Raw genomic sequence first — 14,360 nt, forward strand, 5'->3', positions numbered from 1 at the left:
TTATATTACCATGGATAAGACAAAAGATTTTGAAAAGAATCTAGAAATGGATAAAGTTAGAGCACTTGAAAATGCTATGCGTCAAATAGAAAAAGATTTTGGCAAAGGCGCAATAATGAAGCTTGGCGAAGCCGCTGCAAAAATGAATATTGAGGTTATTCCTACAGGGTCGTTGCCGCTTGATATTGCTCTCGGGGTCGGCGGCGTGCCGCGGGGACGGGTTATTGAGATATTTGGGCCAGAATCGTCAGGTAAAACAACAGTAGCATTGCACATTATTGCTCAGGCTCAAAAAACGGACGGAATTGCTGCCTTTATCGATGCAGAACATGCACTTGATCCTTCTTATGCCAAAAAGCTGGGTGTTGATATTGATAATCTTTTAATTTCGCAGCCTGATAATGGTGAACAAGCGCTTGAGATTACTGAAGCACTTGTGCGCAGTGCGGCTATTGATGTCGTTGTTATTGACTCGGTAGCGGCCTTGGTGCCCAAAAATGAGATTGACGGTGATATGGGTGATTCCCATGTCGGTCTGCATGCCCGTCTAATGTCCCAAGCGCTCCGTAAACTAACAGGTGTTATTAGTAAATCACGAACCACTGTTATTTTTATTAATCAAATCCGTGAAAAAGTTGGTGTTATGTTTGGTAACCCGGAGACAACTACTGGTGGCAGAGCCTTGAAATTCTATGCTTCGATTCGTTTGGATGTTCGCAAAGCAGAGACATTAAAACAGGGAAATGATGTTGTTGGTAGCCGAACCAAGGTAAAGGTTGTTAAAAATAAAGTAGCACCTCCATTTAAAGTGGCAGAATTTGATATAATGTACGGAGAAGGTATTTCCCGCGAAGGAAGTATCGTTGATATGGGTGTTGGTCTTGAGATCATAAATAAAAGTGGTGCATGGTTTTCTTATAATGGACAGCGTCTAGGGCAAGGCAGAGAAAATGTCAAAGAGTTCTTCAAGGAAAACCGGAGTATTGCTGATGAAATTGAGAAAAAAATTCGTGAAAATTTACTTGCTGGCGATACCAAAATTGATCATGTAACTAATGATGGTGATGAGTCCTTTGCTGAAGATAATGATGAGGTTTTCGAAGGCTAATGAATAGGAACGTATCGGAAGCCGCTGTTAAGCTTTTAAACATCAGAAATTATAGTCAACAGGAGCTAGAACAAAAACTTTTAAAACAGGGTTATGATGCAGAGGCAGTCGACGAGGCTGTTGAATATGTCACAAAGCGCGGTTATCTAAATGATGCTGCGCTTTGTGACATGCTTATAGAACGGCTTGCCGAAAGCAACAAATATAGTTTAAAAGAAACCTGTCTACGGCTAAGGCGTAGAGGTTTACCAATTGATTTGATTAATGAGAAATTAAGAGATTGGGATAGTAATTTGGAATATCAGGCAGCTATAAAAATGGCAATGAAATTTTTGCATAATAATGCGAATCAAGATGTGCATAAACTAATTCGCCGTTTCTCTGCCAAAGGCTTTAAAGCATCGACAGTTAGCAAAGTTTTAGAGCATCTTAGGGATATGGCTCCTTGACACACATTTGAAAAACAATTACAATAAAATTATCCAATCGTGTAATCAAACTAAATCTATTTAGACAAACTTTTAGGAGAGCTTGGGTGCTGCAATTGCAAACGAAAAGCTGCTTGTAAAAGCCGAGTTAAACTCGGCTTTACCCTTAATATTAGTCTTAAAAAAAGGAGGTGGAATGTATACTAGAAATTATTATTACCGCAATTTTAGTTGGACTGTTGGGTGCTGGTGCAGGCTATTGGGTTCGTAAAAATATAGCTGAGGCCAAAATTGCTTCTGCTGAAATTGCGGCAAAACGAATCTTAGAAGATGCTGAAAAATCGGGCGAATCTAAGAAAAAAGAAGCGTTATTAGAAGCTAAAGAAGAGATTCATAAGCAAAGAAGCGAGCTTGAGCGGGAGATTAAAGAACGTCGTACAGAACTTCAGAGGCTAGAGCGTCGTTTGGTGCAAAAAGAAGAAAATCTTGACCGGAAAATTGACTCCCTTGAAAAGAAGGAAGAGATTCTTAGTCGTAAAGAGACTGAGGTGGATAAAAGTCAAGAGAGAATTAATGAACTTTATGCCAAGCAACTAACTGAACTTGAAAGACTGTCTGGTTTGACATCCGCAGATGCCCGTACGTTACTACTTGCTAATGTTGAAGAAGAAATTAAGCATGAGACAGCAATGCTCATCAAGGATCTGGAGCAACAGGCCAAAGAAGAAGCGGAAAAGAAAGCTAAAGAAATCATATCATTAGCTATTCAACGATGTGCAGCTGATCATGTTGCCGAAACTACAGTATCGGTAGTTTCTTTACCAAATGATGAAATGAAAGGCCGGATTATTGGCCGTGAAGGCCGTAACATTCGAACCTTGGAGACACTCACTGGTATTGATTTGATTATTGATGATACACCTGAGGCAGTCATTTTGTCAGGATTTGATCCTGTCCGGCGCGAGGTTGCTAGAATCGCACTGGAAAAACTTATAGTTGATGGCCGTATTCATCCTGCACGCATTGAAGAAATGGTTGAAAAGGCTCAAAAGGAAGTTGAACAGAAAATTAAGGAAGCAGGCGAACAAGCTACCTTTGACACAGGAGTTCATGGTTTGCATCCTGAACTGATAAAACTTCTCGGACGATTAAAATTCCGTACCAGCTATGGTCAAAATGTACTCAAACATTCAATTGAAGTAGCACACTTAGCAGGGGTTATGGCAAGTGAACTTGGCGTTGATGTAATGTTAGCTAAGCGAGCTGGTTTACTCCATGATATTGGTAAGGCTGTAGATCACGAAGTTGAGGGACCTCATGTAACCATTGGAGCTGATTTGGCGAAGAAATATCGTGAAGCAGCTGAGATTATTAATGCAATTGGTGCACATCATGGTGATGAAGAACCGAAAACTGTCCAAGCCGTACTTGTAGCAGCTGCTGATGCTATATCGGCTGCGCGCCCAGGCGCCCGCAGAGAAACGTTAGAAAGCTATCTGAAGCGATTAACACGATTGGAAGAAATCGCTGAATCATTTGATGGCGTAGAAAAATCATTCGCTATTCAGGCAGGTCGCGAAATTCGCATTATGGTCAAGCCAGATAAAATTGACGATTTAACGGCTGTTCGTTTAGTACGAGATATTGTTAAGAAGATCGAAAGTGAACTTGAATATCCAGGTCAAATAAAAGTTACAGTTATTCGTGAAACACGTGCTGTTGATTATGCTAAATAGATATTAAACAGTTATTTAAAACGGCTTTACCTTTAGGTAAAAGCCGTTTTTTAGCTTTTTTCCCAATAAATTAAAAGCAGGATTTAATTATCTTCTAGAGAATACTTAATCAGAAACTTTGTAAGTAATCTTTATATTACTATTGGATAATTTTATTGGACGGTGAAAATATATGCCTGAACTTTCGCAAACAGATCAACAAGTTTCTGATGGAGCAAATTTAATTATATCTATGTTGGTGCGCTATCCTGAGATTGGCACTATTAATTTTAATCCAGAAGTAAACTTATTAAAACTTACCTTTATGGTTTCTGGTATTCCCACGTATGGAGAATTTGAACGTACTAAACAGCTAATTATTAATAGTATTGCGGCATATCATATGCTTGAAGGTATTGCCGATATTAGCATTGATATTGAATTGAGTTCCTACGAACAGGTAGCGATAGTAACTGTTATTCGCGATGTACAGACCTTGACACGCGGAGAAATCAACTTGATGATTAAACTTCTACAAGAACGTTTTAGTGAACGCTTAGTTACTGACCACAATGATAGTATGTTGGAGGAAGATCTGCTATTTCAAGAAGCGGTAATTGAAGACATGTTGGAAAACATGCGTGAACAAGATAATGATCATCATAATCTTATCGGGATTCGGGAAGATGGTCGTGTTTTTGTGTTTAATAAATAAATAGGACATGAATTTGTTGAAATAATTAGAATTTATTGCATGTGAAAAAAGGAATTTTTTCCCGTACCACGAATATATCTAATTTATAGAACTAATAAATGTTTTTTTATCAAAGGAGGCACATATAAACATGGACGTCTTGAAAGTATCAGCAAAATCCAATCCTAATTCTGTAGCAGGGGCTTTGGCTGGAGTGCTGAGAGAACGGGGTGGCGCCGAGATGCAGGCAATCGGTGCAGGAGCACTTAACCAAGCTGTTAAAGCAGTTGCAATTGCTCGAGGATTTGTAGCGCCACATGGTGTTGATTTAATATGTATCCCGGCCTTCACAGATATTCTTATTGATGGCGAAGAACGAACGGCTATTAAATTAATCGTTGAACCTCGTTAACAATAGATAATGCTTGAAACCTGTTCACAGTGAACAGGTTTTAGTGTTTTATTGAGTAATTTATGGCATAATATAATAGTTCGGAGTTCATATTGATGTAAAATATATCAAGCGCAATGGTAATAATGATTCATGCCGTTTTGGGCCTGATACTGGCGAAAGGAATGGGTATAAAAATGAATGTTGAAGTTGTTGCTGGTTCAATAAATGAAATACTATGTGACACAGTCATTGTTAACGTATTTGAAGGAGTAATGACTCCAGGTGGGGCAACAGGAGTCGTGGACAAAGCGTTAGATTCGCATATAAGTGATATAATCCGTGATATACCAGACTGTGGCAAATACGGAAAAACTACAGTTGTGCATACATTTGGCGCTATCGGGGCTAAACGTATTCTTCTTCTGGGGATGGGTAAAGAAAGTGAAATCACATTAGACAAAGTGCGGGCACTGATGGCTGCGGCTATGCGTGCAGCTAAAAAAGTGCATTCTCAAACCGTAGCAACCATCATCCACCGCGCTAGTGATAAGCTGGAAGCCTGCCAGGCGGTACAAGCTGTTACTGAAGGTGCTGTAATGGGCTTGTATCAGTTTACGTATTATAAAACAACCAAAAATGATAATCCGGAAATTAAAAAGCTGGTACTAATTGAAGCAGATACATCACAAGCTGACGCGATTGCCAAAGGCGCTCAAATTGGCAGAAGCATTGCGGAAAGTGTAAATTTTGCCAGGGATTTGATTAATCATCCTGCCCAGTATATGACTCCAACTAAGATGGCTTCTCATGCTAAGGAGATAGCAGAGCAATATGGTTTCGAACTTAGCATACTTGAAAAAGAAGATATGCAGCAAAAAGGTATGGGCGCATTACTGGCTGTAGCGCAAGGTAGTGCTGAACCAGCTAAATTAATTGTCTTAAAATATCAAGGGGACCCGGCTAGTCAGGAAACAATCGCTTTTGTTGGTAAAGGTATTACCTTTGATAGTGGTGGCATATCAATCAAGCCTAGTCAAAAAATGGATGAGATGAAAGGCGATATGGCAGGTGCTGCTGCCGTTTTAGGAGCGATGCGGGCTATCGGCCAACTAAAACCCCAAGTAAACATTATAGCGGTTGTACCATGTACAGAAAACATGCCGTCAGGTAATGCCTTTAGACCAGGGGATATCTTGACGTCCATGAACGGTAAAACAATTGAGGTATTGAGTACTGATGCCGAAGGACGGTTAATTTTAGCTGATGCAGTTACCTACGCTAAGCAACTCGGGGCTACAAAAATAATTGATTTAGCAACCTTGACAGGAGCCTGTGTCATTGGTCTTGGTACGGTTTATTCCGGCGTTCTTACTAACAACCAGCAGTGGTGTCAGACTATTATTGTAGCTGCTCAGCAAATAGGGGAAAAAATGTGGGAATTGCCGAATGATGATGAGTATCTTGAACAAATAAAAAGTTCTATTGCTGATCTTAAAAATACTGGTGGCAGGCCAGGGGGCACGATTACAGCTGGATTGTTTATTGGGCAGTTTGCCGAAAATACTCCATGGGTGCATATTGACATTGCCGGCACAGCTGATACAGATAAAGATAAGGGATATAATCGTAAGGGCGGTACCGGAGTAGGCGTTCGGACTCTAATTCAATTAGCGGCTACTTTGAACAAGTCATGACTGCAGATCTGCATATTCATACTACTGCCTCTGACGGGCGACTTTCACCTCATGAAGTAGTTCGTCAGGCTGAACTTGCTGGGTTGAGTTATATTGCGATTACTGATCACGATACAGTAGCTGCTTATGCGGAGTTAAATGGATATGTACATACCGCTGCCTCGAGGCTATCAATTATTCCTGGAATAGAGTTTAGTACTGATTTGCCACGGCATGAAGTACATATTCTAGGATATTGCATTGATATAAATAATGTAAGATTCAGAGACCAATTAGAAAGTATCCTTGCTGATCGGTTAAAGCGGTCGCGTCTGATAGTAGATAAGCTTAATAAGTTGGGCTATTCCATTGATTATAACAGGGTAATGGACACAGCTGGTCAAACGCGGGCTATAGGGAGACCACATATTGCGAAAGTGCTTGTTGAAGATGGCCATTTTAAATCAATACGAGAAGCTTTTGAACAAGTTTTAGGTAAAAACTCTCCAGCCTATGTTCCTCATTACAAACTAACTCCAGAACAGGTCATCAAGCTGATAGAGCAAGTTGGAGGTACCGCCATACTTGCGCATCCGGGCCTCATAGGTGACGATAAATTGGTACTTGATTTGATTAAAGCTGGTATTCATGGACTGGAGGTGTATCATCCAGAACACGATCAAGCATCAGCTAATAAATATTTAGCGTTTGCTAACAAATATAATTTAAAAGTAACAGGTGGTTCTGATTTTCATGCTATACCTGGTCGATATCCTGAAAAATTAGGCAGTTTTACTGTTTCAGCCACTCTTGTTGATTTTTTGTCAATGTAATACTTTTTACTTGACAACACCTGCAAAGGTGTTTATTTTTATGCTATACCCTATTACTAATTTATCAGGAGGCTGCCTATGGACACCATCGCTTTGGTAGGTCCAAGTGGAACGGGCAAAAGCCATCGGGCGTTAATTGTAGCACACGAGTATGATGTTGACACAATCATTGATGACGGGCTGTTAATTATGGACAGTAAAATTATTGCAGGCCATTCAGCAAAAAAAGAACCTAGCAAAATTAAAGCTGTTAAACGTGCCATATTTATGGAACCTGACCATGCTAATGAAGTTAAAGAAGCTATTGCCAGAATACTGCCTGAACGTATCTTGCTACTTGGCACATCAACAAATATGGTGGAAAAGATCGTTGATGTATTAGGGCTGCCAGCAATCAGCAAAATAATCCGGATTGAAGATATTGCTACCAAAGGTGAAATTGCCAAAGCGAGGGAGAGTCGATTAAAAGAGGGAAAACATATTATTCCGGTGCCAACAATTGAACTTAAACCACATTTTTCTGGTTATCTGATTGATTCACTTGATGTTTTTTTAAAAAAAACTCGTTCCAAGCAACGACGCAAACTGGGTGAAAAGTCGATTGTCCGTCCAACCTTTAGCTACTACGGAAAACTGCTTATTTCAGATGCCGCGATAGCGGCTGTTGTTGATTATATTGCAATAAGTGAGGGTGTTATCACCAAAACCGGACAAATAAATATTAAAAATTCCCATGATAAAGAAAAAGGTATTTCGATTTCGCTTGATGTAATCATAAAATATGGGCAGCCTATTTGGCAGGTGGTGCATGATGCCCAAATACGTATAAAAGAAATGGTTGAGTATATGACAGGTATGATGGTTAAAGAAGTAAATATTGCTGTTAAACGGTTAAGTATTGAATGATTATAGTAAAATAAGGCTTGGCATTACAGGCAATTGATTGATAATAAGGGGTCTTTTCTGTGTCAGAACGGTTGAAATTTGCGGGTGCCGGATTTGGAGTAGGTATCCTCAGTGGTTTGCTGGGGGTGGGGGGCGGTATTTTTATTGTGCCGATTATGGTAACCTATTTCAATATTACCCAACATATTGCCCAAGCAACGTCGATGGCAATCGTTATTCCTACAGCATTCATTAGTAGTATTATCTATGGATTCCATGGTAATATTGATGTAAATGTGGCTCTTAATTTAATTGTCGGCAGCATGGTAGGTGCTAGTATCGGTGTGCGGATAATGAAAAAAGTTCCGGCCATTCGCTTAAAACAGCTATTTGCTATTTTGCTGATTGGGGTAGGCGTAAGGATGATACTAACATGACTATGATACTGCTAGTTTTTGGCATAGGACTTAGTACTGGTATTTTAAGTGGACTTTTGGGTATTGGCGGTGGCGTAGTGTTAGTACCTATGATGGTTTTTTTATTAGGGATAGCGCAGCATACCGCACAAGGAATATCGATGTTAGTTATAATACCGACATCTATTGTTAGTGTATGGTATTTTTATAAAGAGAAACTTATCAATTATCAAGCGGCAGCTTATATGGCAGGCGGAGCTGTTTTGGGGGCTTTAATCAGTGCTAATTTTGTTCAAGCTGTGCCTGCAAGCGCGCTTAAACGGATTTTTGGTATTTTTGTTATCCTTATAGGTTTTAGAATGATTTGGGCAACACGTAAAAAAGATGAAGATATATAACTTTGCCATTGGAGTTGATACATAGATGGATTTGGACCAGAAAGAAAAAGCTCATAAACTCTTTCATACGATCACCTTTGGGTGTCAGATGAATCTCAACGACTCAGAAAGGTTAGCTGGTCAATTGCGGACAATCGGTTATGAAGCTACAGAAAGTATTGATCAGGCTAATGTAATTTTGATAAATACTTGTTGCGTCAGGGAAAGTGCTGAAAAGAAAATTTATGGCAAGATTGGTGAGATGAAAAGGCTAAAGTCAATCAATCCCAATATAATTATCGGTGTTGTTGGCTGTATGGCGCAAAAGGATAAAGATAAAATAGTAAAGAAGTTCCCTCATGTTAGTCTGGTTATGGGGACACACAATACGCATCAACTGGTGGAACTTATTGCTCAGATAGAAACAAGCGGGGAGAAGGTTGTTTCTATCTGGGATCAGGCTGAACGTTTGGCACCTGATGTTCCAACTGTCCATAAAAGTCAGATATCGGCATGGGTACCTATTATGTATGGTTGCAACAATTTTTGTACCTATTGTATAGTTCCCTATGTCAGAGGCCGTGAACGCAGCCGCCCACTGGAAAATATACTAGCCGAAATTCGGCAGCTAGGAGCAGAGGGGTTTAAAGAAATAACCCTGCTTGGTCAAAACGTTAACTCCTATGGTAAAGATCTTGATACTCAGGTGGATTTTGCCGATTTACTGCAAGCTGCTGATCAAATTGAAACCATAGCTCGTATTCGCTACATGACATCCCATCCGAGAGATATGAATACTAAGCTGATTGACATTATCAAAAACAGTAAAAGAATTTGTGAGCACTTTCATCTTCCCGTACAATCCGGGAGTAATTCTATCCTGGAACAGATGAATCGCGGCTATACTACAGAGTATTATCGTCAACTTGTTGCTGACATTCGTAAGGCCATTCCTGACGCCAGTATAACAACCGACTTAATTGTTGGCTTCCCCGGGGAAAATGAAGAGCAATTTCTTGAAACTCTTGAGTTTATCAAAAGTGTCAGGTATGATGTAGCCTATACTTTTTTATATTCGCAGCGCTCTGGAACACCGGCAGCCCAATATGAGGGCCAACTGCCACTGGCAGTCAAAAAGGAGCGCCTTAACCAGCTGATGGCTGTCCAAAATGAGATAAGCCTGGAAATAAACAAACAGCTAACAGGGACTGTTGTTGAAGTATTGGTTGAAGGTGCAAGTAAAAATGATGAGATGAAATTAATGGGACGAACTCGTACCAATAAGATTGTATTATGGGAGAAAACCGGTACAGAGAAGATCGGTGATTTAGTAAATATACAAATTGACAAAGCCCAAACTTGGGTTTTAAAGGGGCGCTTGCTCTAAAAAGCAGAGGAGAATTTACAGCATGGCAACAAATTATACTCCGATGCTGGAACAGTATCGGGAGGTAAAGAGTAAACTTAACAGCGAGATACTGTTTTTTCGGTTAGGCGATTTTTATGAAATGTTTTTTGAGGATGCCGAGGTAGCCTCGCGTGAGCTGGAGATTACCTTAACTTCTCGCGAGGGGGGCAATAACAAAAGGGTTCCGATGTGTGGTATACCCTACCATGCTGCTGACAATTATATTGCTAGATTGATTAATAAAGGTTATAAAGTAGCTATTTGTGAACAGGTCGAAGATCCCAAGCAAGCAAAAGGAATTGTGCGCAGAGAAGTCGTCAAAATTATTACGCCAGGGACGATTCTATCGGAGTCTTGTCTGCCTGATAAGGCCAATAATTACTTAGCGCTGCTATATGAGGAAGATGATGAATTATGTTTGGCCGCAACCGATATATCGACAGGTGAATGTGTGTGGGCCATATTTTCAGGCAGTTCGCGGACCAATACGGTTTGTGACCAACTGTATCGTCTGCTGCCGGCAGAATTAGTGCTGGTTGGTAAAATAGAAGGTATTACAGCTATAAATAGTTTCTTATCACAACGAGTCTCTACTTGTGCTATTACTACTTTGTCAAATGCAGACCTTACAGTAGCTGCGGAATTACCACAAAAACATTTTATTGCAGAAGAGCTTCCTGCAAACCCGGCGGCACAAGCGGCAGTAAGTTACCTGCTATATTATTTACACTATAATTTAAAAAGCCATCTTTCCCATATCAACAAACTAACAAGAATCAACACCCAGGAGTATTTAGTATTAGATGCCTCTACCTTACGCAATCTAGAAATTACCCGGAATATGCGCGAGGGCGGACGTAAAGACACACTGCTGTCAGTAATGGATTTTACCAAAACAGCTATGGGCGGCAGACTGCTTAAAAAGTGGTTAGAGTTTCCCTTATTAAACCCCATTACTATTTCTAAACGTCAGGATGCGATTGCCGATTTGCTGGATAAACGGGTGGTGCGTGAGCCGCTAAAAGAGCTTCTTGGCAATGTTTACGATTTTGAACGCATTCTAACTCGGATTGAGGTAGGTAGTGCTAATGCCCGTGATCTAACGGCGCTTAAAACATCACTGTCAGTGTTGCCAGAGATAAAAATAAAGCTACAAGAATGTCAGTCTCAACTATTGGCAGATATTGGTATGACTATTAAGACTCATGTTGATGTAACAAATATGATAGATACTGCTATCACCGACAATCCGCCATTTAGTATCCGTGAAGGCGGTATTATTAGAACTGGCTATGACCTAGAGCTTGATGAACTTAGGAGTATTGCCCACGATAGTAAACAATGGATTCATGATCTGGAACTCAGTGAACGCGAAAATACGGGCATCAAATCTCTAAAAATAGGATATAACAGGGTTTTTGGTTATTACATTGAGATAACTCATGCCAATACTGGTGCTGTACCGCCAAACTATGTCCGCAAGCAGACGCTTGTTAACGCCGAACGGTATATTACGCCAGAATTGAAGGAGTTTGAGACCAAAGTACTTGGAGCCCAAGAAAAAATTATCAACATTGAGTACCAACTGTTTTCTGTTATCAGAGATTATATAAAAGAACGTATTGGTGAAATCCAACAGACTGCCTTGCAAATAGCGCAGTTAGATGTCATTATTTCTCTCAGTGAAGTTGCGGCTCGCTATAATTTTGTCAGGCCTAAGCTTAATCAAACTAGAGATATTATTATAAAAGACGGACGTCACCCGGTAGTTGAGCGCCTCTTGCACGGTGAAATGTTTGTGCCTAATGATACGGAACTAAATCATCGCGACAGTGAAATATTGATTATTACCGGACCTAACATGGCAGGTAAGTCTACCTATATGAGACAGGTGGCATTACTCACAATTATGACACAGATTGGTAGTTTTATTCCGGTGAGGGAAGCATCTATCTGTCCTGTTGATCGTATATTTACCAGGGTAGGAGCTAGTGATGACCTGGCCACAGGCCAAAGCACATTTATGGTGGAAATGACTGAGACTGCCCAAATTGTGAAATATGCTACCGCCAATAGCCTAATTATCTTGGATGAAATTGGTCGGGGAACAAGTACCTTTGATGGTATGAGTATTGCCCGGGCGGTTGTTGAGTATATCAAGGATAAGGTTAAAGCTAAGACCTTATTTGCTACGCATTATCATGAACTAACAGGGTTAGCTGACAATAGTAAAGTAATAAAAAATTACTCGGTAGCTGTAAAAGAGCGTGGTAATGATATTGTATTTTTGCGCCGTATAATACCAGGCGGTGCCGATAAGAGCTATGGCATCCATGTTGCTCAGCTTGCCGGGCTCCCGAAGCGAATTATTGAAAAGGCTCAGCAAACTTTGCATGAATTGGAACAATGCAAGCCAACAGCGATAAATGCGTCGCAACCTGCTAAGGAACGCTGTGGCGAGGCTGCTGCCGTAACTACAGTGTCCTTGTTTAGCTCCTGTATTGCTGATGAGCTACTAGCGCTTGATATTATGACTCTTACGCCCCTAGAGGCGCTTAATATATTATATCGTCTCCAAAATCAAGCCAGAGAGGAAAACGGAAGCATATGAGTCAGCAAGTTATTCATATCTTAGATGAGAATACAGCCAATAAGATAGCTGCCGGTGAAGTTGTTGAGCGCCCGGCAGCTGTTGTTAAAGAACTTGTTGAAAATGCAATTGATGCCGGCAGCAAGAACATTGAAATTGAAATTGCCGAAGGTGGAATAAAAGCCATTCGCGTTACTGATGATGGTAAAGGGATGAGTTATGAAGATGCGCAATTAGCAGTAAAACGCCACGCGACCAGTAAAATTCGTACTGCTGAAGATTTAGCAGCAATCAACTCACTCGGGTTTCGTGGGGAAGCGCTGCCAAGTATTGCCGCCGTGTCGAAATTTACGTTGACCTCCCGCTTACAAGCAGAACCATTGGCGACATATGTGGAGATTAATGGGGGGATAGTTGCCGATACTCGCGAGGCCGGGGCGGGGTGTGGCACTACCATAACAGTAACTGATTTATTTTTCAATACGCCGGCTCGCCGTAAGTTTTTAAAAACACCACCTGCCGAAAGCGGCCATATTAGTGAAATTGTCACCAAGTTGTCGTTGTCTCATCCGCAAATTGCGTTTAAACTAATCAGTAATGGGCGGTTGACATTTTCTACCGGCGGTACTGGACGCTTGCTTGATACAATTGCCGATATTTATGGCCATAAGGTTACCCCAGAGCTGGTACCAGTAGAATTCAGTAACGACGGTATTACTGTATCAGGTTATGTAGCCAAGCCGGTTTTGCTTAAAAGCACTCGTCAATGGCAGACCTTTATGGTTAATCAGCGGGTGGTGAATAGTAGGATGCTGGCAAAAGCCTTAGATAATGCCTACTTTTCCTTGTTGCCGAAAAACGGGCATCCGTTAGCTATTCTTGATATCCATATTGCGGCTGAAACAGTTGATGTTAATGTTCATCCGCAGAAAAAAGAAGTTAAATTCAGTGATGATCAAAAGATTTACCGGGCAGTATATAAAGCCGTTTCTGCTAGTTTAGCTGCGCCGATGTCTCACAATATTCAAGCTGCCGCAACGGTCCAACCAGGGACAGCAGCAATACGTCCACACTTTCCCGGTACTGGCAGTGAGCGGTATAGTAATGCCCATAAGTATATTGCCGCTAATAACATCGGGGAAGTTGGAACACAGTCGTGGGCGCCAAGCTTATGGCGTGAAGAAAATACTCCCTTGGCTGATGTCAGGCAGGCTATACAGCAAGAGGAACAGTTGCGTGAATGTAGTGAAACTATGACTGATGATACGGCCTGTCCCTTGTATCCTTTGGGACAGATTGAGACCTGCTATATTGTAGCTCAGGGTCAAGATGGCCTGTATATCATTGACCAGCATGCTGCCCATGAACGAATACTTTATGACCGTATGAGTCGCGCTACAGGGCGTGTACCATCACAACAGCTACTAGTAGCTCAATATCTGGAGTTTAACAAAGAGGATTGTGACAGCATTGCCGGAAATCAGGATACATTGTATCAGCTTGGTTTTACGCTCGAACAAGTTGGCCCTGATACCATGAGGCTGATCGAGATGCCTGTGGACATACCGCTAGCTGATGCAGAAGCTGTACTACGGCAAGTTTTGCAGCTAGTTGCAGATATGCACCAACCTACGGCCCAGGAATTGCGTCACGCCTATTTACAAATGGCGGCATGCCGGAGCGCCATTAAAGCAGGTGAGACGCTCACTATGCGGCAAATACAGGCTTTACTAAGTGAACTATATACAACTGACTTGCCTTACACTTGCCCACATGGTCGCCCTACTATCATTAGATTTGGTCCAGATGAGCTGGCGAAAATGTTTAAACGTACATAGG

At 41.1% G+C, this 14,360-nt stretch carries 13 protein-coding genes; all 13 read left to right on the forward strand.

Features of this window, described 5'->3' with window-relative positions; genetic code table 11:
• Positions 1 to 46: 46 nt before the first annotated feature.
• The gene (gene recA, locus ACZ449_RS06165; protein ID WP_464261825.1) at positions 47 to 1,108 is read left to right on the forward strand and encodes a recombinase RecA; all 1,062 of its coding nucleotides are present in this window, start codon (positions 47 to 49) and stop codon (positions 1,106 to 1,108) included.
• Positions 1,108 to 1,557 carry a regulatory protein RecX gene (locus tag ACZ449_RS06170; protein WP_464260174.1) on the forward strand — a complete coding sequence of 150 codons (450 nt, stop codon included), beginning with the start codon at positions 1,108 to 1,110 and terminating at the stop codon, positions 1,555 to 1,557. Before recA ends, ACZ449_RS06170 begins: the two co-directional genes overlap by 1 nt.
• A gap of 170 nt (positions 1,558 to 1,727) precedes the next feature.
• Entirely contained in the window at positions 1,728 to 3,272 is a 1,545-nt protein-coding gene (gene rny / locus ACZ449_RS06175) for a ribonuclease Y (RefSeq protein WP_464260175.1), read from the forward strand.
• A gap of 172 nt (positions 3,273 to 3,444) precedes the next feature.
• Entirely contained in the window at positions 3,445 to 3,966 is a 522-nt protein-coding gene (locus tag ACZ449_RS06180) for a hypothetical protein (protein ID WP_464260176.1), read from the forward strand.
• Between the two features lie 130 nt (positions 3,967 to 4,096).
• The gene (locus ACZ449_RS06185) at positions 4,097 to 4,357 is read left to right on the forward strand and encodes a stage V sporulation protein S (RefSeq protein WP_094607502.1); all 261 of its coding nucleotides are present in this window, start codon (positions 4,097 to 4,099) and stop codon (positions 4,355 to 4,357) included.
• A 176-nt stretch (positions 4,358 to 4,533) separates the two neighbouring features.
• Positions 4,534 to 6,033, forward strand: a complete 1,500-nt coding sequence (locus ACZ449_RS06190; RefSeq protein WP_464260177.1) for a leucyl aminopeptidase — start codon at positions 4,534 to 4,536, stop codon at positions 6,031 to 6,033.
• Complete coding sequence (locus ACZ449_RS06195; RefSeq protein WP_464260178.1) at positions 6,030 to 6,845, forward strand: PHP domain-containing protein; 816 nt, start codon at positions 6,030 to 6,032, stop codon at positions 6,843 to 6,845. The genes ACZ449_RS06190 and ACZ449_RS06195 overlap by 4 nt, the downstream gene beginning before the upstream one ends.
• Positions 6,846 to 6,923: 78 nt before the next feature.
• Positions 6,924 to 7,751, forward strand: coding sequence for an Asp23/Gls24 family envelope stress response protein (locus tag ACZ449_RS06200; protein WP_464260179.1), 828 nt, complete (start codon positions 6,924 to 6,926; stop codon positions 7,749 to 7,751).
• Between the two features lie 59 nt (positions 7,752 to 7,810).
• On the forward strand, positions 7,811 to 8,167 hold the full coding sequence (locus ACZ449_RS06205; RefSeq protein ID WP_464260180.1) for a sulfite exporter TauE/SafE family protein: 357 nt from the start codon (positions 7,811 to 7,813) through the stop codon (positions 8,165 to 8,167).
• Positions 8,164 to 8,544 (forward strand): sulfite exporter TauE/SafE family protein, encoded by a 381-nt coding sequence (locus tag ACZ449_RS06210; RefSeq protein ID WP_464260181.1) that lies wholly within the window; start codon positions 8,164 to 8,166, stop codon positions 8,542 to 8,544. The genes ACZ449_RS06205 and ACZ449_RS06210 overlap by 4 nt, the downstream gene beginning before the upstream one ends.
• Positions 8,545 to 8,569: 25 nt before the next feature.
• On the forward strand, positions 8,570 to 9,910 hold the full coding sequence (gene miaB, locus ACZ449_RS06215) for a tRNA (N6-isopentenyl adenosine(37)-C2)-methylthiotransferase MiaB (RefSeq protein ID WP_464260182.1): 1,341 nt from the start codon (positions 8,570 to 8,572) through the stop codon (positions 9,908 to 9,910).
• Between the two features lie 22 nt (positions 9,911 to 9,932).
• The gene (gene mutS, locus ACZ449_RS06220; protein ID WP_464260183.1) at positions 9,933 to 12,542 is read left to right on the forward strand and encodes a DNA mismatch repair protein MutS; all 2,610 of its coding nucleotides are present in this window, start codon (positions 9,933 to 9,935) and stop codon (positions 12,540 to 12,542) included.
• On the forward strand, positions 12,539 to 14,359 hold the full coding sequence (gene mutL / locus ACZ449_RS06225) for a DNA mismatch repair endonuclease MutL (protein ID WP_464260184.1): 1,821 nt from the start codon (positions 12,539 to 12,541) through the stop codon (positions 14,357 to 14,359). Before mutS ends, mutL begins: the two co-directional genes overlap by 4 nt.
• Position 14,360 lies beyond the last annotated feature (1 nt).

Source organism: Desulfosporomusa polytropa (assembly GCF_055380075.1).

Excerpts from the sequence above, each read along its gene's own strand:
- recA (WP_464261825.1), top strand. The coding sequence starts at position 47 with ATGGATAAAGTTAGAGCACTTGAAAATGCTATGCGTCAAATAGAAAAA.
- ACZ449_RS06170 (WP_464260174.1), top strand. The coding sequence starts at position 1,108 with ATGAATAGGAACGTATCGGAAGCCGCTGTTAAGCTTTTAAACATCAGA.
- ACZ449_RS06180 (WP_464260176.1), top strand. The coding sequence starts at position 3,445 with ATGCCTGAACTTTCGCAAACAGATCAACAAGTTTCTGATGGAGCAAAT.
- ACZ449_RS06185 (WP_094607502.1), top strand. The coding sequence starts at position 4,097 with ATGGACGTCTTGAAAGTATCAGCAAAATCCAATCCTAATTCTGTAGCA.
- ACZ449_RS06190 (WP_464260177.1), top strand. The coding sequence starts at position 4,534 with ATGAATGTTGAAGTTGTTGCTGGTTCAATAAATGAAATACTATGTGAC.
- ACZ449_RS06195 (WP_464260178.1), top strand. The coding sequence starts at position 6,030 with ATGACTGCAGATCTGCATATTCATACTACTGCCTCTGACGGGCGACTT.
- ACZ449_RS06200 (WP_464260179.1), top strand. The coding sequence starts at position 6,924 with ATGGACACCATCGCTTTGGTAGGTCCAAGTGGAACGGGCAAAAGCCAT.
- ACZ449_RS06210 (WP_464260181.1), top strand. The coding sequence starts at position 8,164 with ATGACTATGATACTGCTAGTTTTTGGCATAGGACTTAGTACTGGTATT.
- miaB (WP_464260182.1), top strand. The coding sequence starts at position 8,570 with ATGGATTTGGACCAGAAAGAAAAAGCTCATAAACTCTTTCATACGATC.
- mutS (WP_464260183.1), top strand. The coding sequence starts at position 9,933 with ATGGCAACAAATTATACTCCGATGCTGGAACAGTATCGGGAGGTAAAG.
- mutL (WP_464260184.1), top strand. The coding sequence starts at position 12,539 with ATGAGTCAGCAAGTTATTCATATCTTAGATGAGAATACAGCCAATAAG.